General features: G+C 69.3%; 21 protein-coding genes and 2 pseudogenes. 4 read left to right on the top strand and 19 right to left on the bottom strand.

Annotated elements, in window-relative coordinates:
* Positions 1-9 precede the first annotated feature (9 nt).
* The 18 genes and pseudogenes from OCH239_RS03515 to OCH239_RS03435 form a co-directional block, all read right to left on the bottom strand.
* Complete coding sequence (locus OCH239_RS03515; RefSeq protein WP_051489219.1) at positions 10-459, bottom strand: NlpC/P60 family protein; 450 nt, start codon at positions 457-459, stop codon at positions 10-12.
* Positions 456-1,337: a DUF2163 domain-containing protein gene (locus tag OCH239_RS03510; protein ID WP_037258765.1), complete on the bottom strand. Its 882-nt coding sequence runs from the start codon at positions 1,335-1,337 to the stop codon at positions 456-458. The genes OCH239_RS03515 and OCH239_RS03510 overlap by 4 nt, the downstream gene beginning before the upstream one ends.
* A complete protein-coding gene (locus OCH239_RS03505) occupies positions 1,334-1,966 on the bottom strand; it encodes a DUF2460 domain-containing protein (RefSeq protein WP_037258762.1) in 633 nt (210 codons plus the stop codon). The genes OCH239_RS03510 and OCH239_RS03505 overlap by 4 nt, the downstream gene beginning before the upstream one ends.
* A gap of 13 nt (positions 1,967-1,979) precedes the next feature.
* Entirely contained in the window at positions 1,980-2,708 is a 729-nt protein-coding gene (locus tag OCH239_RS03500) for a phage tail tape measure protein (RefSeq protein ID WP_037258760.1), read from the bottom strand.
* Positions 2,705-2,908: a rcc01693 family protein gene (locus OCH239_RS03495; protein WP_037258757.1), complete on the bottom strand. Its 204-nt coding sequence runs from the start codon at positions 2,906-2,908 to the stop codon at positions 2,705-2,707. The genes OCH239_RS03500 and OCH239_RS03495 overlap by 4 nt, the downstream gene beginning before the upstream one ends.
* A 5-nt stretch (positions 2,909-2,913) precedes the next feature.
* The gene (locus OCH239_RS03490; RefSeq protein ID WP_037258754.1) at positions 2,914-3,234 is read right to left on the bottom strand and encodes a gene transfer agent family protein; all 321 of its coding nucleotides are present in this window, start codon (positions 3,232-3,234) and stop codon (positions 2,914-2,916) included.
* The gene (locus tag OCH239_RS03485; protein WP_037258751.1) at positions 3,234-3,650 is read right to left on the bottom strand and encodes a phage major tail protein, TP901-1 family; all 417 of its coding nucleotides are present in this window, start codon (positions 3,648-3,650) and stop codon (positions 3,234-3,236) included. Before OCH239_RS03485 ends, OCH239_RS03490 begins: the two co-directional genes overlap by 1 nt.
* A gap of 29 nt (positions 3,651-3,679) precedes the next feature.
* Positions 3,680-4,045 (bottom strand): annotated as a pseudogene (locus OCH239_RS03480) (DUF3168 domain-containing protein); the annotation flags it as partial.
* Between the two features lie 38 nt (positions 4,046-4,083).
* A pseudogene (locus OCH239_RS23850) lies at positions 4,084-4,423 on the bottom strand (head-tail adaptor protein).
* Complete coding sequence (locus tag OCH239_RS03475) at positions 4,420-5,013, bottom strand: head-tail connector protein (protein WP_037258748.1); 594 nt, start codon at positions 5,011-5,013, stop codon at positions 4,420-4,422. The pseudogene OCH239_RS23850 and the gene OCH239_RS03475 overlap by 4 nt, the downstream one beginning before the upstream one ends.
* A gap of 89 nt (positions 5,014-5,102) precedes the next feature.
* A complete protein-coding gene (locus OCH239_RS03470) occupies positions 5,103-6,278 on the bottom strand; it encodes a phage major capsid protein (protein WP_037258745.1) in 1,176 nt (391 codons plus the stop codon).
* Between the two features lie 36 nt (positions 6,279-6,314).
* Positions 6,315-6,857: an HK97 family phage prohead protease gene (locus tag OCH239_RS03465; RefSeq protein ID WP_037258742.1), complete on the bottom strand. Its 543-nt coding sequence runs from the start codon at positions 6,855-6,857 to the stop codon at positions 6,315-6,317.
* A gap of 23 nt (positions 6,858-6,880) precedes the next feature.
* Entirely contained in the window at positions 6,881-7,108 is a 228-nt protein-coding gene (locus tag OCH239_RS03460; protein ID WP_037258740.1) for a GTA head formation protein, RCAP_rcc01685 family, read from the bottom strand.
* Positions 7,101-8,297 carry a phage portal protein gene (locus OCH239_RS03455; protein ID WP_037258737.1) on the bottom strand — a complete coding sequence of 399 codons (1,197 nt, stop codon included), beginning with the start codon at positions 8,295-8,297 and terminating at the stop codon, positions 7,101-7,103. The genes OCH239_RS03460 and OCH239_RS03455 overlap by 8 nt, the downstream gene beginning before the upstream one ends.
* A 94-nt stretch (positions 8,298-8,391) precedes the next feature.
* Positions 8,392-9,765 (bottom strand): DNA-packaging protein, encoded by a 1,374-nt coding sequence (locus OCH239_RS03450; RefSeq protein ID WP_084782092.1) that lies wholly within the window; start codon positions 9,763-9,765, stop codon positions 8,392-8,394.
* Entirely contained in the window at positions 9,683-10,009 is a 327-nt protein-coding gene (locus OCH239_RS03445; protein ID WP_037258732.1) for a hypothetical protein, read from the bottom strand. The genes OCH239_RS03450 and OCH239_RS03445 overlap by 83 nt, the downstream gene beginning before the upstream one ends.
* Before the next feature lie 142 nt (positions 10,010-10,151).
* Positions 10,152-11,870: an SLC13 family permease gene (locus OCH239_RS03440; protein WP_425280278.1), complete on the bottom strand. Its 1,719-nt coding sequence runs from the start codon at positions 11,868-11,870 to the stop codon at positions 10,152-10,154.
* 157 nt (positions 11,871-12,027) lie between these two features.
* The gene (locus OCH239_RS03435; protein WP_037259032.1) at positions 12,028-12,840 is read right to left on the bottom strand and encodes a TIGR00282 family metallophosphoesterase; all 813 of its coding nucleotides are present in this window, start codon (positions 12,838-12,840) and stop codon (positions 12,028-12,030) included.
* Between the two features lie 137 nt (positions 12,841-12,977).
* Between OCH239_RS03435 and OCH239_RS03430 the strand changes: the two genes are divergently transcribed.
* The 4 genes from OCH239_RS03430 to OCH239_RS03415 all read left to right on the top strand — a co-directional run bounded on the left by OCH239_RS03430 (position 12,978) and on the right by OCH239_RS03415 (position 17,568).
* On the top strand, positions 12,978-13,346 hold the full coding sequence (locus OCH239_RS03430) for a hypothetical protein (RefSeq protein ID WP_037258727.1): 369 nt from the start codon (positions 12,978-12,980) through the stop codon (positions 13,344-13,346).
* Positions 13,347-13,390: 44 nt separating this feature from the next.
* The gene (cobT, locus tag OCH239_RS03425; RefSeq protein WP_037258723.1) at positions 13,391-15,268 is read left to right on the top strand and encodes a cobaltochelatase subunit CobT; all 1,878 of its coding nucleotides are present in this window, start codon (positions 13,391-13,393) and stop codon (positions 15,266-15,268) included.
* 112 nt (positions 15,269-15,380) lie between these two features.
* A complete protein-coding gene (locus tag OCH239_RS03420) occupies positions 15,381-17,165 on the top strand; it encodes an aminopeptidase P family protein (protein ID WP_037258720.1) in 1,785 nt (594 codons plus the stop codon).
* A gap of 58 nt (positions 17,166-17,223) precedes the next feature.
* Positions 17,224-17,568: a DUF427 domain-containing protein gene (locus tag OCH239_RS03415; protein WP_037258717.1), complete on the top strand. Its 345-nt coding sequence runs from the start codon at positions 17,224-17,226 to the stop codon at positions 17,566-17,568.
* 9 nt (positions 17,569-17,577) lie between these two features.
* Here OCH239_RS03415 and OCH239_RS03410 read toward each other — a convergent pair whose 3' ends face one another.
* Positions 17,578-19,230, bottom strand: coding sequence for a chloride channel protein (locus OCH239_RS03410; protein ID WP_037259029.1), 1,653 nt, complete (start codon positions 19,228-19,230; stop codon positions 17,578-17,580).
* Between the last annotated feature and the right edge of the window lie 48 nt (positions 19,231-19,278).

Genomic DNA, 19,278 nt, shown 5'->3' with positions numbered 1-19,278 from the left:
AAGCGGCGGTCAGTCTGGAAAGGCGAAGCGCGCCGCGATCCGCCGCGCCCACGGGGCGGTCAGGGCGCTCTCGACGACGCCGTGGCCGGAATAGGCGTGAATGAACCCGGTCGGACCGGTCGCGATCCCGAGATGCTTTGCGACCGAGCCCGTCCGCATCCGGAAGAGCAGAACCTCACCGGTCCGGACCGGTCCGGACGGGACCGGGGTGAGGTGGCGGAGCGCGGCACCGAGAAGGCGCTCGTCGCCCGTGGGCTCTGACCAGTCGCTCGTATAGGCGGGCGGTCGTTCGGGTTCCGGCCCGATGACTTCGCGCCAGACGCCGCGGAGAAGCCCGAGACAGTCGCAGCCCGCTCCCCAGGTCGAGGCCTGGTGCACGTAAGGCGTTCCGATCCATCCGCGGGCGGCGGCGGCGATGTCGGGTCGTCCGGCGCCCGGGCTCGTCGCAGTCGGGCTCATCGGCGACTTCCCCCGGCATGCGCCTTGGATTGCGCGGGATGTACCGTCAGCCAGTCCTCGCCGGGGATATCGGGGAAGCCTTGGAAGTTGATCGCGTTGCCGAACTTTGCGCGGCAGGTTTCGAACCGCTTGTCGCAGCCCGCCGTGAGCCGCACGCGGTCGCCCGGCGTGATCGGCGCGCGGATCGGCTCCCAGAGTTCGAGAATGCGAGAGTTGCCGGCGAGGCTGTCGCGCTTGATCGCCGAGAAGAGACCGGCACCTTCGCCGTCGAGCACATCGAGGCGCCCGCGGACGAACCAGCCGGGTTCGCTGTCCGCCAGGGGGCCGAGCTCGAAGAGCCGCCCCTCGGAGATGCGGGCGATCTCGGCCTCGCGCCTGAAACCGCCGGCGGACATGTCGACCCTGCAGGAGGCATCGCCGAGAACGGCGGTACACGGCGCCTGGTAGACCCGGCCGATGGGCCGGTTGAGCGCCTCGCCGAGACCCCGGAGCTCTGCATGAAATGCACCGTCCTCGCGCCGGATTTCCCCGATATGTCCGCGAAAGAGAAGCTTGCGTGCTGCGGGGGCGGACCAGTCGACGAGCCAGGCGAGAACCTCGGCGCCGTCGAAGCGTCCGGCGGCGATGTCCGCCTCGGTGATCGCATCGTCCGTGAGCGCGCCCATCGCCTCGGTGTTGTCGACGGAGAGGCCGTTGCCCTGCTGCAGCGCGAGCGCGGTGAGGCCGGTTCCGGCGCGATAGGTTTGCCCGCCAAAGCTGAGGTCGCGGTCATGATCGGTGAAGCCGAAGGTCCTCCCGTCGCGGCGCGTCACTCCCCATGCCCGGGCGACCGTCGTGGTGCCGGTGGCGAGATGCGCGTGAAGGGCTGCCTCGGTCACGGGCGCACCTCGATCACCGGAACGGACGGCACCTCGCCCGCCTGGAAGGTGGCCATGTTCGCCTCGATCCGGTCGCTGTCGAACCGCACCGGCACGTCGAATTCGAACCCTGCGCGGATCTCGGCCCCGGCGGCGGGAGCCCTGCCGAAACTCAAGAGACCCGTCCCGGGATGGCAGGTGAAATCGCCGCCCTCGGCCAAAGCGGTGCCATCGACGGAGACGACGACGCTGCCCGCGACGGGTTTTTCGATCGGGCGCTCGTAGCCGTACCCACCGGAGCGGTAGACCTTGATGAGCCGGAAGGCGGACGTCGCGCCGTCGCCGGTTCCGATGCGCTGGTCGAAGGGAGAGACCGTCCCGGACGGCGCGCAGGATTTGAAGTCAGCCCAGTCCTTCCAGCGAAAGGCATGAAGACGGCCGCGCCGCGCCTCGAAGAAGGCGATGAGCTCGGCGAGATCGTCGAGCGCGCGGAGGCCGATGCCCGCATCGTAACGGCGCCGCGAATGGGCCCAGGGCGTGTTGCGTTCCTCGGCCCCCGAGGCCAGCGCGACGATGTCGGTGCGGCGCTCGGGGCCCCCGGACGAGCCAAAGCTGAGGCGGGAGGGGAAGCGGACGTCGTGGAAGGACATGGCGGTTCCTCTCTCAGCGGTTGCGTCCGCCGCGCGCGAGGGCCCGGCCCATCTGCGCGGCGATCTGGCTCTGGCTCCGGCGGAAGCCCTGAACGTCGGGGGTCGAGACGTTGATGGTGACATTGAGCGTCGGCGCGGAACCGCCTTCCGCCCGGACGCCGAGCTTGCCGTCTGGCGTGCGCGTGAGCGGCATGATCGCCTCCGGCCCGGCCTCGCCCATGAGCCCGGTGCCGCCGCGCATCGGGAAGGTCGTCGGCTGCGTGACGATACCGCCGGTGGCGAAGGGCATCACGCGTCCCCTCGTGAACGCTCCCTCCCGGGCCACGCCACCGCTGATCACGCCGCCATTCGCGAAGGGCTGCACCCGACCCTGAGCGAAGGCCCCGCCGGACGCGAAGGCCCCTACCCCGCCGAAGACGGCGCCGACGCTCCGGGAGATGAAGCCGCCCACCTGGTCGGCGACCGGCTTCACCGCCGCGCGCCAGGAGGCGTCGATCATCGACTGAGCGACGGAATGCAGCGCGTCCGACAGTTTCACGCCATCGAGCACCACGCCATCGATCGCCCGGCGGACGCCGCGGCCCATCGTGCCCTCGAACCGGCGCGCGCCAGCGCTCGACGCGTCGAGACCGGCGCGGATACGTTCCATCTCTCGGTTGAAACCCGCCGCCATCCCGGCCGCACCGCCGAAACTCGCCTCGAGCGCGTCGATCTCGTCCTCGAGCCTCTCGATATCGCTCATCTGTCGTCTCCGTTCCCAACCACGTCGTCCGGAAAGGCCACCATCATCGCGGCGAGCCCGCCCCGTCCCATCGGCTGCGCCCTCTCGCCGCCGCCGAGCATCATCTGCAGTTCCGCCGGGGTGAGCGCCCAGAACTCGGCCGGACGCAGGCCCAGCTGCCCGAGCCCCGCGCGCATCAGCACCGGCCAATCCACGCGCATGGATCTCAACCCTCGGACGGCATCATGAAGGCGCGGGCGAGCAGATCCGCCGCCGCGCGCGCCGCCGCGAGCGGACCGCCCTCGATCTGCACGTGCATCAGCTCGGCCGACGACCCCGACCAGCCGCCACCCCGCAGCCCCGCCACGATCACCGCGAGCACGTCCCGCGAGGTGAAGGCCGCGCCCTCGAAGCGTTCCGCAAGCGCGATCAGGTTGTCCGCGCCGAGGGCCAGCTCGAGTTCCGCCAGCGCGCCGAGGGTCAGCCGCATGAGGTGCCGCTCGCCGTCGAGCACGATCTCGACGTCTCCGCGCCAGGGATTGACCATCAGACCGACGCCTCGAAGGAGAGGCGGCCCGCCGAGGCAAGCGAGAGCTCGTAGGTCGCCTCGCCATCGTGGCTGCCGGCGTATTCGATGCCGGTGATCTGGAACGGTCCTTCGACGACACCGAAATCGGGGATGACCACCTGGAAGTCCGGCGTCTCGCCGTCGAAGAAGACCTGCCGCGCCCGGGCGTCGGTCGCGGCGTCCTTGAAGACGCCCGAGCCGCTGATCGCGGCAGAGCGCATGCCCGCGCCCGAGAGAAGCTCGCGCCAGCCGCCGTCACTGTCGAGCGTGGTGACATCCACCGTTTCGGCGTTGAAGCTGAGGCGCGTGGCCCGCAAACCTGCCAGGGTCTGGAACGCGCCGCTGCCGGTCGCGTCGAGCTTGATGAGAAGGTCCTTGCCGTTCTGGGCCGCCATGTCGGTCGCTCCCTGTCTTGGGGTGGGGGTCAATCGTCTTCCACGCGGGCGCGGAAGTTGAGGTCGATGCGCCGCCCGCCATCCGCCAGTCGCCGTGCGCGGGCCTTGAGGAAGCGCAGCGAGACCAGGCGCCCGCGGGCGAGCGCGAGATCAGCATCGGCAAGCGCGTCGCTCGCCGCGACAGCCACGGTCTTGGCGGCGAGAAAGCCCGCGGGCCCGCTCACCACCGCGAGCGTGAGATCGTGCCATGCACCCGAGCCTGTCTTGTCGGAGGCATCGCGCACCTGCTCGTCGCCGAGCGTGAGGTAGAGCCCCGGGGGGGTGCCGCTCGGCAGCGCGTCGTAGACATGCCCGCCCGTGGCGTCCGAGACCGCGGGATCGCCGATGAGGCGCTGATAGACGGCTTCCTGCAGGGCCGAGGCGATCGCGTAGCTCATTGCGCGATCTCCTCTTCGCAGAAGCAGGTGAGGTACCGCCCTGCCGGATCGCGTTCGGCCACCGCCCGGATCGGGAAGAGCCGCCCCCCCATGCGGAAGCGCTGCCCCGGGGACAGGACGATCGGGCGCACCGTAAGGCGCGCCACGCACCACGATGCGCCAGGCGGTGAGGGCGACAGGACCGCCGGCGATGCCGGTATCGCGCCCCGCACCTGCCTGAAGCTCGGCCCAGAGCGTGCCGAGCGTCGTCCAGGTCTCGGTGAAACCGCCCGAGCCGTCGGCGACCTTCACCGCTGTCTCGAGACCCAGACGACAGGCGAGACGCGGAGCACTCATGACGCGAACCCGATCCGCGTGCGGCGGTAGCGGGCCACGAGGCTCGTCACGCCGAACGGCATGCAGCCCTCGCCCAGCGCGGTCTCGTCGCGATATTCGTAGTAATGCGCAGCAAGCAGCATCACCGCCTGCGCAAGGTCCGCGGGCAGGTCCGCGAAGGTCCCGGCATAGCCCGCGACAAGCCGGACCTCGGCAGTGCCGCCCGTCGGGATCGGCGGAAGCGCGGGGCGGTCGTAGCGGAGCCAGGGCACATGGGTATCCGGCGTGACCCGGAAACGCGCGGCCTCCATGACCTCGGCGTGTCCGAACCGGTCAACGATCGCCACCTGCGTGATGCTGACGATCGGGGCGATCGGCAGCGGATGCCCTTCGGGCGTCGTCCAGGCGGGCAGCGTCAGCACGAAGGTCCGGCGGAGGAGCGCCTTCGAGGTCCGCGCCTCGATCGCGACGATGGCCGCACGCAGAAAGGAGGCCAGCATCGCGTCCTGAACGCTCTCGACCCCGAAGCCGCTTCCCATGCGCAGGTGCTGCTTGAAGGCGTCGAGCGGCATCGCCGCGTCGGAAAGGGGGGCTTCTTCGATGAGGATCATGCAATGCTCTCCGCAGGCCGTGACCGGCCGGGCCTTTGGTCCGGGGACCGGGGCGCCACGAGGCGCCCCGGCCGGCTCGTCACGCGACGTCAGGCCGCGCAGCGCAGCAGCTTGATCGCCGCGAAGTCGGAGACATCGCCGCCGACGCGCTTGGTGGCGTAGAAGAGGACGTGCGGCTTGGCGCTGAAGGGATCGCGCAGGACCCGCAGATCTGGCCGCTCCGCGATCGTGTAGCCCTGCGCGAAGTCGCCGAACGCGACGGGGAAGGCATCCGCCGCGACATCGGGCATGTCCTCGGCGATCAGCACCGGGTAGCCGAGCAGGCGGGCGGGCTCCCCGGCGGCGAAACCGTCGGCCCAGAGATGGCGGCCGTCGGCGTCCTTGAGCTTGCGCACGGCACCGGCGGTCCGCGAGTTCATCACGAAGCTCGCCCCGGCGCGGTAGGGCGCGGCGAGCGCATAGACGAGGTCGATCAGCGCGTCCCCGTTGCCGAGCCCTGGGGCCGCGCCGGTGACGACGTAGCCGAGAGAGCCCCAGCTCCAGCTCGCATCCGCAACCGCGGGATGGGTCAGGAAGCCGGTCGGCTTGTCGGCGCCGTCGCCCATGACGAAGGCGGCGGCTTCGGCACGGGCGAACTTGTCGGCGATGCGGCCCGCAAGCCAGCCCTCGATGTCGAAAGCGCTGTCGTCGAGCAGGCGCTGGCTGGCCTTCGGCATCGCGTTCAGCTCGTAGAGCGGGATCGAGATGCGTTCGATCGCCGGCGTGCCGCTTTCCGCGGTCGGGTCGGTCTCGTTCGCCCATCCGGCGCCGGCATCGTTGCGGTCGATCAGAACGTCGAAGGACGAGGCCTCCACATGCACCACGTTGGCGATGGCGCGCAGCGAGGCGGTCGAAGCCAGAGTCGAGCGGATCGCCTCGGCGGTCTGCGGATCGACGAGGTACCCGCCGTCCGAATTGATCGCGAGCGCCTTGCCCTCGAGCTCGATGCCGCGCAGAGCGCCGTCATCGCCGCTGCGCAGATAGGCGGTGAACGCCTTCTGGTGCGGGGCCTCGATCTCGGCCGCGGCGGCCAGTGCGGGACGGCGGAACGCCGTCGCGGTCTTGCGGTCAAGCATGTTCACTCGCTCTTCCTGGGCTTCGAGTTTGGAATGAAAGTCGGTTTTCAGGGCCTTGATCTCTTGGACGAGGCCCGCGATCGCGGTCCCCACCCGGTGGGCCGGAGACGCCTCGTCCCCGTCCCGCGCACATGTGTCGGTATTGCTCATGGTTTCCTCGTCCTTGGTCGGTCGGATGGACCCGCGTCAGCGGTCCGTCAGGTCACGGCGCGCCGCCTCGAGCGCCAGCGCCACGTCGCGCCAGGTCTGGGCGTCGGGGCTGTCGCCCTTGGCCGTGACCCGGGCACTGGACAGCATCGGGAAGGTCACCAGCGACACCTCCCAGAGCTCCAGCTCGGTCAAGAGCCGCTGGCCCTTGTCGGTCTTGGACGACTTCAGCGTGCGGTAGCCGATCGAGAGCCCGTCGATCGCCCCCGCCTGGACCAGCGCTGCCGCCTCGCGGCCCTTCGCGACCTCATCGAGGATGCGACCCTTGACCCAGAGCCCCCGGCCATCCTCGCGCACCTCGTCCCAGACCCCGATCGGCTGCAAGGGATCGTGCTGCCAGAGCATCTTGACCGCGCGCCTGTCGGCACCCATGCGCTTCAGCGACGCGGCGTAGGCGCCCTTCGCGACGATATCGCCGCTCTCGTCGGGCGCCCCGAAGAGCGAGGCGTAGCCCTCGATCCGGGTGCCGTCGGCGACCTTGAGCGTCTCGTCGGAGGGGCAGAACTTGGTTTCCAGGCGCATCGCCTTTTCCTTTCCCGTGCGCCTCAGGGCGACACGCTCACGAGGGATTGCAGGGCCTGGGCGAGGATCACCCCGACCACACCGTAGACGGTGATCCAGAGCCGCCGCTCGAGGCGCTCCATGATGGCCTCGATCCGGTCGAGGCGGGCGCCGATGGTCTCGATCCGCAGCGTCGAGAGACGCTCGTGCGCTTCGAGCTTGAGGCCGGGCGCGCAGGCGAAGGGCTCGTAGCTGGAGCGCGGCTCAGCCATTGTCGTCCTCCCCGCGACCCGGCTCGGGCAAGGCCGGCAGTCCCAGAAGCGCACGTTTCTCGCCATCCGTCAGGAACCCCGCGCCGGCAACGCGGGCCCAGAGCGCATCCCGTTCGGCCGAGAGAGCGGGCACCTGATCGAGATCGGGCTTGAGATCGAGCGCCTCGCCGGTGAACCGGGCAAGCCAGGTGCCGAGCGCCGCCGCGACCCGCGAGGCCAAGGGCAGGACGGTCAGGCGATAGAAGGCCCGATGCGCCTCCTGGTAGTTAGCGTAGGTCGCCTCTCCGGGGATGCCGAGCAGCATCGGAGGGACGCCGAAGGCCACCGCGATCTCGCGCGCCGCGGCTTCCTTGGTCTTCTGGAATTCCATGTCGGCAGGCGAGAAGCCCATCGGTTTCCAGTCGAGCCCGCCCTCAAGCAGCATCGGCCGCCCGGCATTCCGCGCACCCTGATGGTGGGCCTCCATCTCGGCGACGAGCCGGTCGTACTGGTCGGGGGAGAGCCCGCCCGCCCCGTCCGCACCGCGATAGACGATCGCACCCGAGGGACGCGCGGCATTGTCGAGCAGACCCTTCGACCACCGCGAGGCGGCGTTGTGCACGTCCATCGCGGCGGCCGCGGGCTGCATGGGCGAGAGCCCGTAATGGTCGTCCTGGGGGTGGAAGCTGCGCAGATGGCAGATCGCCGGTGCGCCCGACGAGACGTCGAACCGATGCGTCCGACCGCCGACCGTGTACTCGTAGGCGATCGGCCAGCCGTCCGGCCCCGGCACGAGACGCATCCGGTCCGAGCGCAGGACGTGCAGCTCGAACGGCGTGCCCGTCTCGCCCGCCACCGCCTCGACATAGGCGTCGCCGGAGAGCACGAGCTGGCCGTAGAGCGCCTCGAGAAGCTCGGCGCGTCCCTGCCCGGAATTGGGTCGCGCCAGGAGCGACAGCAGCGGATGAGTATCGTAGCGGCGATCGGCATCCTGAAGGACGAGAGGCAGCGCAGCGGCCGATTCGGCGATGAGCTTGACCGCGCGAAATCCGACCGGGTTGCCTGCGAACCCCGTGCGGGTGAGCGAGCCCGTATCCCGGGGCGACCAGACGACGCGGCCGGACGTCGCATAGGCGATGACCGGACCGGTGGCGCTCGCCTTCGCGTCCGGCGCCTTGTCCACGTTCCGCTTTAAGAGGTGAAAGACCATCCCGCCTGCGCTCCCTGTGCCGTCCGGGGCCGGAGGGGCCCGTTGTCGTTCGCGTCGAGAGGCAATCTCTCAGGCCGGGGTAAAGACGGCGAAATCAGAGCGTACGCAGGGACGGCGCCCACTTCGGTGCACGCAACACCAGCTCCGTGAGGGCCCAGACCAGCGCATCGACGCGGTCGGGCGAGCCCGGACCCTCGAAGCCCGAGACGGTCATGCGGCACATCTGCTCCTCGAGCTGTTCGAGCCCGGGCGCGTGGGACACCCGGCCCTGTTCGTAAAGCGCCGCGACGGGTTCGGCGCGCGCGACCTTGCCGCGGCTCGCATGCACCTTGGTGAGGGGCACGTCGGGATCGATCGAGCGGATCACCGCCTCGACCATGTCGCCGCCCTGATTCACCTCGGCGACGAGCCGGTCCGCCGACCACCGCTGCATTGCGCCGAGCGCGACGCGGGCCCAGCCTGTCGGCCCCTGCCCCTGCACGCTCGCATCCTCGAGCACCACGGCGCGGAGATCGCCTGTCCCCTGACCGCCCTTCCGGACGCCCGCGACCACGATCCCGCAGGTATCGGCCCCCGCACCGGACGAGGCCGGCGGATCCACCGCAACGACGATGCGGCCGCAGACCGGCACCTCGTCCGTCCTGGCGCCGTCGAGCAGCTCCTCGGTCCAGAGTGCGCCCTCGACATCGTCAAAGAGCACGCCGTCGAGCTCCTGCCGCCCGAGCCGGGTGCCCGCGTAACGCGCGCGCACCTCTTCCAGGAACGACTTTGCGAGGTTCGCCCTGTTCGCCTCGGTCGGCGCATGTGTCGTCACGGTGGAGGGCGACTGGAGGAGCCGCTTGAGCACCGCGACATTGCGCGGCGTCGTCGTCACGCAGACCTGGGGTTTTTCCCCAAGCCGAAGCGCGAATTGCAGCATGTCCCAGGTGTCCTGGCTCTTCTTCCACTTGGCGAGCTCATCTGCCCAGGCCCCGTCGAATTGCGGGCCTCGCAGCCCCTCGGGCTCGTGCGCCGAGAACGCCATCGCCTCCGCGCCGTTCGGCCAGACGAGGCATTTGCGGCTCGCCCGCCAGACCGGGCGCCTGTCGGGCGGCGAGCAGGCCATGATCCCGCTGTCGCCGAAGATCATCACCTCGCGGACCTGGTCCTGCGTCTCTCCGATCAGCGCGAGCCGCTTGCATCGCCCTCGGTCGAGCGGTCGCGGTCCCTCCACGACGCCGCGCACCCATTCGGCGCCCGCACGCGTCTTGCCGGCGCCGCGTCCTCCGAGGATCACCCATGTCCGCCAGTCGCCCGCGGGCGGCTGCTGGTGCGGCATCGCCCAGAGATCGAAGAGATACGGTAGCGCGAGCTGGGTGCCTTCGTTGAGCTCGTTCAGGAATTCCTCACGCCTGCCGGCACTTACGGAGGCGATTGAGCCTGCACCGGACTTCCGCCCGCGCTTCGTCGAGGTCGATCGCGTAGTCATAGGCTATCCCCGCCTCCCGCTTGCGCACATCCTTGATTTCGCTTTCCGTCTCGCGCGCGGCACGCAGCCAGTACCGCACGTCGGCCAGAAGCTTCGCGCCGTCCGCGCGGTCGCCGAGCTCGCCCGCATCGATACGTTCGCGCAGATCGCGCAATTCCTCGCGGATGCTCTGGAGCGTGGCCGCAATCTCCTCGCGGTCCCGCTCCAGCTCGTAGAGACGGTCCTTGAACGTGATGAGACTCATGCGCCCCCCAACAGAAAGTGCGCCGCGGGATGCGGCACGTTGGAGGCAGGATGGCAAAGAAGGGGTAATCCCGGACTGATCCCGAGCCCCCGGCGCCAATGTTTCGTTCAGATTGGTTGAGCGCGCGTGCGCCGGAACCGGTTTACGAGAGCGGCCAGATCAGCGGGATGAGCAGGGCGGAGATCACACCGACACTGATGTTGAGCGGAATGCCGACCTTGAGGAAGTCGCTGAACCGGTAGCCGCCGGGGCCGTAGACGAGCGTGTTGGTCTGATAGCCGATGGGCGTCGCGAACGAGCACGAGGCCGCCACCATCACCGCGACGACGAGCCCGCGCGGATCGATGCCGAGCGCCTCCCCCAGCGAGATCGCGATCGGCGTGACGACGACCGCCACGGCGTTGTTGCTCACCATCTCGGTCAGCAGGCTGGTCATCAGGAACACCGCCCAGACGATGAGCGGCCCTTGCAGGCCTTCGAGATAGGGCACGAGCGCGCCGACGATCAGCTCCACGGCGCCCGAGCTTTCGAGCGCCGCCCCGATCGCGAGCATCGCGAAAATGAGCGCGAGGAGCTGACCCTCGACGAAGGAGAACGCCTCGTCGGCGTCGATGCACCGCGTCAGCAGCACGACCGCCACGGCGATGACGGAGAGCGCGAGGATCGGCGCGACCCCGAGGGCGGAGAGGATGACGATGCCGGCAAGCGCCAGCAGAGCGATCGGCGCGTGTTCGCGGCGAAAGGCCCGCGCCGAGGGGTGGGTGACGTCGACGAGCGCCATCTCCTCTGCCAGCCGCTGGATGTCCTCCTGCGTGCCTTCGAGAAGCAGCGTGTCGCCCACGCGCACCACGAGGTCGTCGAGCTGCCGCCCGATATTCTGGTTCCGCCGGTGCACCGCGAGCGGATAGACCCCGTAACGCCGCCGCAGCCGGAGGGCGCCGAGCGAGCGCCCGACCATCTTGCAGCCGGGCGTGATCAGCACCTCGACCGTCGTCGTCTCGACCGAGGAGACCTGATCCACGCGCTTCAGCGATTTGTTGCGCTGCAGGCTCAGAAGCTCCGTCATCTGAGTGCGCAGGACCACGCGGTCGCCGACCTGCAGCTCCACGCCTTCGAGATCGCGGCGAAGCGACACATCGCCGCGGACCACGTCGATGAGCCGCACGCCGTCGCGCTTGAAGAGCTGAACGCTCAGCACCTCGCGCCCGATGAGGTTCGAATCGGGTGGGATCACCGCCTCTGTGAAGAACTTCATCTTGCTGCGGTCCGACAGCATGCCCGCCATGCTCGCCCGCTCGGGCAGCAGCCACGGCCCCGCGAGACGCAGGTAGATCACGCCCCATACGACGAGAACGAGCGCGAGCGGCGTCACCTCGAAGATGGTGAACGCCTCCATCCCGCGGCTGCGCGCCACACCGTCGACGAGCAGGTTGGTGGAAGTTCCGATCAGCGTCGTCGTCCCCCCGAGGATCGCGGCATAGCTGAGCGGGATCAGCAGCTTGGAGGGAGCAACGCCGAGCACCTTGGAGAGCTGCACGAAGATCGGCAGCATCACCACGACGACGGGCGTGTTGTTCATGAAGGCAGAAGCCACCACCACCAGCGCGCCGATGCCCGCCATGGCAAGCTTGGGATGACGTTTCGCGCCCGATTGCGCGTAGGACGTGACCACCTCCAGCGATCCGGTCCGCACCAGCGCCCCCATCACGAGGAACATCGCCGCGATGGTCCGGGGCGCCGGGTTCGACAGCACCTCGAGCGCATCCGCGTAAGGCAGCACTCCGAGCGCCAGCAGCGTCGCGACGCCGCCGATCGCCACCACCTCGGTGGGATAGATCTCGCTCACGAAGAGCGCGAACATGACCGCGATGACGCCGATGACGATCAGCGCTTCGGTGTTCTGTCCGCCGGTCAGAAAGTCCATGATTGTCGCGCCTGCCTCGAAACCCGCGCCACTCTGACGACTAGGCCGCACCGGCACAAGCATTTCGCGCGAGCCGCCGCCAGGTGGCGCGGTCTCAGGGCTGCGTCGCCTCGAGCCGCCCGCCCTCGCGCACCATCCGGATCAAGGTCGCCCGGCCGGTCCGGTCGTCGGTGTCAACCAGCACCCCCGAAAGCGTCGCCTCGCCGAGCGCGGGCTGGAAGCGGCCCTTCGACATGCCGGTGATGAAGCGGCGCAGCGGCTCGGACTTCTCCATGCCGATGACCGAATCGTAATCGCCGCACATGCCCGCGTCGGTCAGGTATCCGGTACCGCCGGGCAGGATCTGCGCATCCGCGGTCGGAACGTGGGTGTGCGTGCCGACGACGAGGCTCACCTTGCCATCGCAGAAATGCCCCATCGCCATCTTCTCGGACGTCGCCTCGCAATGCATGTCGAGCAGGATCGCCTGAGCCTGACCGCCGAGAGGATGCGCCTTGAGCACGGTCTCGACCGCCGAGAAGGGATCGTCGAAGGGGCGTTTCATGAAGACCTGCCCCAGCACCTGCACCACGAGGATCTTGCGCCCGCGTCCATCGGTGAAGAGGCGGTGCCCCCGCCCCGGCGCCGCCTTGGCGTAGTTGAGCGGGCGGATGATGCGGTTGTCCTTCTCGACCTGGCTCATCATGTCCTTCTGGTCGAAGGCGTGATCGCCGAGCGTGACGCAATCGGCGCCGGCCTCGAAGAGGACATTCGCGTGATCGGTCGTGAGGCCCGCGCCGTTCGAGGCGTTCTCGCCGTTCACGACGCAGAAATCGACCCGCCATTGCTCGCGCAGGGCCTTCAGACGGGTCGAGACCGCATCGCGCCCCGCCCGTCCCATAACGTCGCCAAGAAAGAGTATTCGCATGGGGCGCAGGGGTAGCCCCAGGCCGGCGAAAAGCAAAGCGCAAAACCGGTCGGGCCGGGCTCGAAACCGCAAGCCCGACAGATGCGGCTTCCCCATCGTCAACGGCGAATTCACCTCTAAATGAGACGGTCAGGCCCATGTTGCGTCTCGCCCTGATCCTCCTGCCGCTCCACGTCCCCGTCGCGGCATTTGCGACCGGTCCCTCGGATCCCGGCAGCGCCTTCGCGCGCTGCGAGGGCCGGCTCGCCGCAAACGTGGAATTCGGCTGGCTCTTCGGCGAGCACGACCAGGATGCGGACGCGTTGCGCCTGACCTTCTCGGATCTCGGGCAGGCGACCGGCCCGGCCGGAAGCCGTGCGCGGCGCGACAGCCGCATCCGCGCTAAGAGCGATCAGGCGCGGCTCCTTTCCGATGCCCGCTTCGCCTCGGACGACCGCCGCAGGCGCATCGCCGCCGCCACCGCGGATGCCCATTTGCGGCGCTGCCGGGCTCTCGTTCTCGGCTGACGCGCCCCTTGCCAATCGCCTGCGATGGGTGGACAAAGACGTCCATGGCGAAAAGCTCCGACAATCCCGCCGACCCGTTCAAGAAGGCGCTCGCCGAGGCCACCAAGGTCATGGCGCACGACCCCGAGCTGAGCGTCAGCTACTCGGTCGATCCCTCGGGCATGTCCGGGGATTCGATGCGCCTTCCGCAGATCTCGCGCCGGCTCGCCCCGGACGAGGTATTGCTGGCGCGCGGCACGGCCGACGCCCTGGCGCTGCACCGTCGCTACCACGACGCCGGAACCCATGCGCGCTACGCGCCACAGGGCGACATGGCGCGCGAGATCTACGAGGCGATGGAGACCGCGCGCTGCGAGGCGATGGGCGCGCGCGACATGCCTGGCACCGCCGGCAACATCGACGCCAAGATCGGCCACGACGCCGCCCGCAAGGGTTATGCCGAGGTGAAGGACGCCTCCGACGTGCCGCTCGCGACCGCCGCGGGCTATTTCGTGCGCCACCTCGCGACCGGCCGTGAACTGCCCGAGGGCGCGCGCAACGTCATGGAGCTCTGGCGCGGCCATCTCGAATCCCAGGCGGGCCCGAATCTCGAGGGGATCGAGGGCGCGCTCGCCGATCAGGCCGATTTCGCCCGCCTCACCCGCCGCGTGATCACCGATCTCGGCTACGGCGACCAGATCGGCGACGATCCCGACGAACTCGACGACGAGGCGGAGGATCAGGCCGAGGACGGCGCAGAGGACGAGCAGGATCCCGATTCGACCGGCAACGACGACGACGGCGAGGAGGATCAGGACGCCTCTCCCGAATCCAGCCAGGAGGATCAGCAGGACGCGTCTCAGGCGCAGGTTTCGGTCGACGAGATGGCCGACGAGGAAATGGGCGAAGAGACCGAGCTGCCCGAGGGCGAGGCTCCGATGGACCCGCCCCCGCCGCCGCCCGCCTCCGATGCCGACCCGAACTACACCGTCTACGATCCCTCCCACGACGAGGAGATCAAGGCCGAGGACCTCGCCGATCCGGCCGAGCTCGAACGGCTGCGCGCCTATCTCGATCAGCAGCTCGATCCGCTCAAGGGCGCCGTGTCGCGCCTCGCCAACAAGCTCCAGCGCCGCCTTCAGGCGCAGCAGAACCGATCGTGGGAATTCGACCGCGAGGAGGGCATCCTCGACGCCGGCCGGCTTGCGCGCGTGGTCGCGAACCCGACGACGCCGCTGAGCTTCAAGGTCGAGAAGGACATGGAGTTCCGCGATACCGTGGTGACGCTCCTTCTCGACAATTCGGGCTCCATGCGCGGGCGTCCGATCTCGATCGCGGCGATCTGCGCCGACGTGCTCGCCCGCACGCTCGAGCGCTGCGACGTGAAGGTCGAGATCCTCGGCTTCACCACCCGCGCCTGGAAGGGCGGGCTCGCGCGCGAAGCCTGGCTCAATGCTGGCCGCGAGCAGCAGCCGGGGCGACTGAACGATTTGCGCCACATCATCTACAAAAGCGCCGACGCCCCCTGGCGCCGCACCCGCGCCAATCTCGGCCTGATGATGAAGGAAGGCCTGCTGAAGGAGAACATCGACGGCGAGGCGCTCGAATGGGCCCACCGCCGTCTGGCCGGCCGTCCCGAGGCGCGGCGGATCCTGATGGTGATCTCGGACGGCGCGCCGGTCGACGATTCGACCTTGTCGGTGAACCCCGCGAACTTCCTCGAGAAGCACCTGCGCGACGTCATCGCCATGGTCGAGCGCAAGCGGCAGGTGGAGCTTCTGGCGATCGGCATCGGCCACGACGTGACCCGCTATTACGACCGGGCGGTGACGATCACCGATGTCGAGCAGCTCGCCGGCGCGATGACCGAGCAGCTGGCGTCGCTCTTCGACAGCGATCCCCGGGCGCGGGCGCGCGTCATGGGGCTGAAGCGGGCGTCTTGAGCGGGATTTGGGACCGGCCTGCGGCCGATCCGACCCGCCGCCGGGGGCTCCGCCCCCGGACCCCCGGGATATTTCCGTCAAGAAGAAGGAGACGCGCGTGACAGGCAGCGCGATGTTCCAGAGTTTCGCCGAGACCGCACGGCCCGAGCAGGGCCCGCCGCGCCTCGAGGCGCTGCGGGCAGAGATGGCGCGCGATAGGCTCGACGCGTTTCTCGTGCCGCGCGCCGACATGTACCAGGGCGAATACGTTGCGTCGCGGGAGGAGCGGCTGGCCTGGCTCACCGGCTTCACCGGCTCAGCGGGATATTGCGTGGTCCTGCGGGACCGCGCAGCGCTCTTCGTCGACGGGCGCTACCGGGTGCAGGCGCGCGCGCAGGTCGCCGACGTCTTCGAGAGGGTGGACTGGCCCGAGACGCAGGTCTGGGACTGGATCGCCGGGGCGCTGCCGGAGGGCGGGCGCGTCGGCGTCGATCCGTGGCTGACGAGCGTCGAGGGCCTGCGCAAGCTCGAGGCCGGTATCGGCACCGCGGAAGTCGTGCGCTGCGAGAACCTGGTCGACCGGGTTTGGGACGATCAGCCCGCCGCGCCGGTGGGCCCCGTGAGCGCGCAGCCTCTGGAGCTCGCCGGATGGGCACACGGAGACAAGATCGCGGGGCTCGCCGCGGAGATGGGCGAGGCGCAGACGACCGTCATCACCCTGCCCGACAGCATCGCGTGGCTGCTGAACATTCGCGGCACCGACATTCCTCGCAACCCGGTTCCGCACGCGACGGCGCTCCTCCACGCCTCGGGCTCGGTCACGCTCTTCATCGCAAAGGAGAAGCTCGCGGATCTCGGCGACCATCTCGGGGACGCGGTGACGCTCGCCGCGCCCGGAGATTTCACTGGTGCGCTATCGGATCTTCCCGGACCCGTCCGGATCGATCCCGCCTCCTGCCCAGTGGCGGTGGCAGATATCCTCGCGGAGGCCGGTATCGCGATCGACGAGGCCAAGGATCCCTGCCTCCTGCCGAAAGCGCGCAAGAGCGAGGCCGAGATCGCCGGGGCCCGCGCGGCCCATGCAAGGGACGCCGCCGCAATGGTCCGCTTCCTTGCCTGGCTCGACGCGCAGGCCCCCGGAAGCCTGACCGAGATCGACGTGGTGACCCGCCTCGAGGCGGAGCGGCGTGCCACGGAGGCGCTGCTCGACATCTCGTTCGAGACGATCTCGGGGGCGGGTCCGCACGGCGCCATCGTACATTACCGGGTGACCGAGAGCACCAATGCGCGCGTCGAGGAGGGCCAGCTCCTCCTCGTCGATTCGGGCGGACAGTATCGCGACGGCACCACCGACATCACGCGGACGGTCCCCGTCGGTGAGGTCGGCCCCGAGGAGCGCGCCGATTTCACCCGCGTCCTCCGCGGCATGATCGCGATCTCGCGGCTGCGCTGGCCCAAGGGCCTTGCCGGGCGCGACATCGAGGCGATCGCACGCGCGCCGCTCTGGCAGGCGGGGCGCGACTACGCGCACGGCACGGGGCATGGCGTCGGCAGCTACCTTTCGGTGCACGAGGGGCCGCAGGGGCTCTCGCGGCGCTCCTCCGTTCCTCTCGAGCCCGGCATGATTCTTTCGAACGAGCCCGGCTTCTACCGCGAGGGTGCCTATGGCATCCGCATCGAGAACCTGATCGTCGTGCAGGAGGCCGCGCCGTTGCCCGGCGGGACCATGGACGCCATGCTCACCTTCGAGACGCTGACCTACGTGCCGATCGACCGGCGGCTGATCGTGCCCGAGATGCTGACGGCCGAGGAGCGCGACTGGCTTAACGCCTACCACGCCACCTGCCATGCCCGGCTCGAGACGCTGGTCGAGGGAGAGGTGCGCGACTGGCTCGATGCGGCGACGGCGCCGATCTGACATGATCCTGTGACCTCGGGCGAGGCACATGGGACGACAACGGACAGGGAGAAGACACATGAGCGACGACATCAGGATCCGCCCCGCGGAGGGGACATGGGTGGTGCGCGCCGGAGGTGCGGTGCTGGGGGAATCCTCGAACGCGCTCGAACTGAGCGCTCCCGGCCAGCCCGACCGGATCTTTTTCCCGCGCGAGGACATCGCGATGGCCTTCCTCGACCGGACGGATCACGTCACGCACATGCCGGGCATGGGGAAAGCGGTGCATTTCTCGATCATGTCCAAGAGCCGCACATATCTTTACGCTGCCTGGAGCTACGAGGAGCCCGAGGACGCCGCCTCGCGGATCAAGGATCACCTCGCCTTCGAGGTGCAGGACGGCGTCGACGTCGAGGAGCTCTGACGCGCCGCGTCAGCTGTGCTCTTCCTCGGCCGTCGCCGCGAGGGCCCGGTTGTAGGCCTTGAGCGCATCGACGTGGAAGAGCGCGCCCTGAAGCTCCAGCGCGCCGGTTTCGCTGGCGCGTCGCACCACCGGCAGGAAGGCGACGCCGGTCTCCTCGAAGCGCGGCAGGGCAGTCTCGAGCGTCGCGGTCTCGTTCACCGAGAGGCCCTTCTCGATCATCGACAGGCACGTCTCGGAATCCGCGGCGCCGAGATCCGTCGGCTTGCGCATCAGCCCTGCCACGCGGAACATGCAGAGCAGATACGCCTGGGGACCCGCGGCGAGATGCACGTTGCGGCGCTCGATCTGGCTGAGGAAGAACGACCGGTGCACGATCCGACTGGCGAGCGCCGTCGACATCGATACGCTCACCATCACCGCGAGCCCGGTCTGCCAGTCGCCGGTGAGCTCGAACACGATGAGCGTCGTCGAGATCGGCGCGCCGAGCACCGCCGCCGCCACTGCCCCCATGCCGGCCAGGGCGTAGAGCGTGTGCGATCCCGACTGGTTCGGGAACGCACCCGTCGCGATCAGCCCGAAGGCGAGCCCCGTCAGCGCCCCGACCATGAGCGAGGGCGAGAACACCCCGCCTCCCATCCGGCCCGCGAGGGTGATCGCCACCGCGACGACCTTGATCACGACGAAGACGATGGCCTCTCGCGCACCGAGGCCGCCGGTCAGCGCGAGCGAGGTCGTCTCGTAGCCGACGCCGATGATGTGCGGAAACCCGATGGCGAGCGCCCCCAGCAGAAGCCCTGCCGCTGCGGGGCGCAGCATGTGGGGCACGTTCAGGCGCTTCTGCGCCGCTGTGGCGAGATCGTCGGAATAGAAGATCGCCCGCATCATCGCGACCGCCACCAGACCGCAGACGAGCCCGAGGATCAGGAAGGCGGGCAGCTCGAGGTAGAACTCGACCGTCGTCGTCCCGTTGAGCCGGAACTCGGTCACGTCGCCGAAGGCCAGCCGGTTGATCACGGTGCCCGCCGCGGATGCGATCACGATCGGCGCGAAGGCGTGGAGGGCGAAGTGCCGCAGGATCACCTCGAGGGCGAAGAGCGCGCCGGCAATGGGCGCATTGAAACTCGCGGAGACCGCCGCCGCCACGGCGCATCCCAGAAGGTCCCGCCCGGTGATCCCGTCCGCCTTGATGCGGTCGGCGATCCAGCTCGAGATCAGGGCGGCGAAATGCACCACCGGCCCCTCGCGCCCCGAGGATCCCCCGGTCGAAAGCGTGATCCAGGAGGCGACGAAGGAGGCGATGCCCGGGCCCCTCTCGATACGCGCATCGCGGAGCGCGGCCGCCTCGATGACGTCGGCGACGGATCGCACCTGCCCGTCCTTGGTGAAGCGCATCATGATCGCGCCGACGACGAGCCCGCCCGCCGCCGGGATCAGCAGGATCCAGTACCAGGCGAGCGTCGCGACGTAGCTGTGCAGGAGCGAGACGTCGTCGGTCCCGTAGAGCGCCGATTGCAGCCCGTCGATGGCAAGGCGGAAGCCCATGGCGGCAAGGCCCGCGAATATGCCGATGACAAGAGCCAGAAGCCAGAACCAGAGCTGCCTCCGGCCGGGGAGAAAGGTCGAGGAGTCGTCATGGCGCAGCGAAGCGCGCCGCGCCGCCATATTGGCCGGCGCATCGCTCATGAGGCGAACACTCCGCTCATCCCTCCG

It is taken from the genome of Roseivivax halodurans JCM 10272 (assembly GCF_000521785.1).
Lineage (GTDB): Bacteria > Pseudomonadota > Alphaproteobacteria > Rhodobacterales > Rhodobacteraceae > Roseivivax > Roseivivax halodurans.
Note: the sequence above shows the minus strand (reverse complement) of the source record. Positions and strands in the feature narration are given on the sequence as shown.